Genomic DNA, 1,604 nt, shown 5'->3' on the forward strand with positions numbered 1-1,604 from the left:
CTTGTTCTTTATCTACCAAGATCGGCCGGGTCTGCCGATGGCCTTGAGGGTCTCGGGCCGTTTGACGGTTTTACCAACGTCGTAGCGGGGTGCGGGATGGCGGTTCTTGGTCCCGGGCGGTCGTCCGGGACCAGCGCCGCGAAGTTGGGGAACACGGGCCGGGCAGAGCAGGTGGGCTCGGATGTTCCTGAACCGCCGGCGGACACGGGCCGGGGTGAGGCGTTCGGGCTTGGCCGGCTTCTCCCAGGGCCGACGGAGGTCGGCGGCCAGCGGCCGGGCGAGGCGGAGCTGGGTGTGGGCGGCGACCACGAGCCATGTCCACCGGTCCGCGGCCTGGGGAGTACGAACCTTCGGGGTGGTCCAGCCGAGGATCTGCTTTCCGAACCTGAAGGTGTGCTCGAGATCGAATCTCCTGAGGAACACCTGCCACCACAGATCCACGTCTGCTGGGGCGGCGCCGGTCGTGGAGGACCACAGCCAGACCGGTGGTGCTTCCCGTTCTTTGGAGAGGTGCTCGACCTTCAACCGGACCAAAGTGCCCCCGACGACGGGGAGTTCACCGTCGTGCTCCAGCCAGGCCGAGCGGTGGGTCAGCCTCGGATGGACCCGGTCCCACGCCTGGGCTTCGGCCTTGCCGTAGTTGGCGGTGTCGGTGACGGTGGTGACCGCCGCCTCGGGCCAGGTCTCGGGGTTGGCGAAGCGGAACTCCTTGCCGTGCTTCGGCGGTCGCCCGCCCTGGGGATGGGCCAGGGCGTATTCCTTGGGCGAGGGCTTCGGCAGCCGCATCACCCGGTCACTGCGGATCCACCCGACCGGCTCGACAGGAAGATCCCGCAGGACCCAGGCCAGGCGGGTGACGTCGTAACCCGCGTCCATGACGATCGTGATGTCCGGATCGCCGAGCGCCCACTGGCCGGCTGAGATGAGCCGCTCGGCCACCGCCCGGAGTTGGGAGGCGGTGACGGCGGTCGCATCATCTTCGGGGCCGAGCCGGACCACGTGCAGGATCGACGTCCACGAGGTCGCTCCCGGTTCGAGTACGGCGACGAAGGAGTACGGCCAGCCCGGGATGAACTGGGCGGCGGACTTCGCCCGGCCGTAGACGTGGCAGAACAGCCGGTCTGCCGAGCACGGCGCGTCCGAGCGCAGCCACGGCGACACGTCGACCGCCAGCACCAGGCGGCCGCCCTCGAACCGGGGCAACGGCAGCCCGGCGAGCAAGGTCCGCAGCTTCTCGACGTCGAACCGGCCCCGGTTGGGAGCTCCGTACAACGCGCCGTGCCCACGCCGGTGCTCGGGCACCATCGTCAGGTCCACCGGCGAGGTGAGCGGCCCGTCGACGCACAACAGCGCGTCGGCCAGTTCGAAAAGTTCGTCACGCCGGGCGGTCAGACACTCGTAGAACTCTGCTCGGAAGCGTGACGCTTCCGCGAACGCTTCCCGTCGGACATCCGGGCACACCACACTCATGACAACGGCCTTCGACTGGTTCTCCTCGTGACGGAGCACAGGATCAGACGAAGGCCACCCACATGTCCGGCGAATGCCCAGGTGAGTGACCTCGTTCGGGACACCGTTCGAGGCCAGAAGAAAAAGAACAAGCT

General features: G+C 68.2%; 1 protein-coding gene. It reads right to left on the reverse strand.

Annotation, left to right across the window (positions count from 1 at the left end; translation table 11 throughout):
* Positions 1-12: 12 nt before the first annotated feature.
* Complete coding sequence (locus ACWCRD_RS44950; protein WP_450971458.1) at positions 13-1,470, reverse strand: NF041680 family putative transposase; 1,458 nt, start codon at positions 1,468-1,470, stop codon at positions 13-15.
* Positions 1,471-1,604 lie beyond the last annotated feature (134 nt).

The sequence above is a fragment of the Streptomyces sp. NPDC002092 genome (assembly GCF_053593775.1).

Excerpts from the sequence above, each read along its gene's own strand:
- ACWCRD_RS44950 (WP_450971458.1), bottom strand. The coding sequence starts at position 1,470 with ATGAGTGTGGTGTGCCCGGATGTCCGACGGGAAGCGTTCGCGGAAGCG.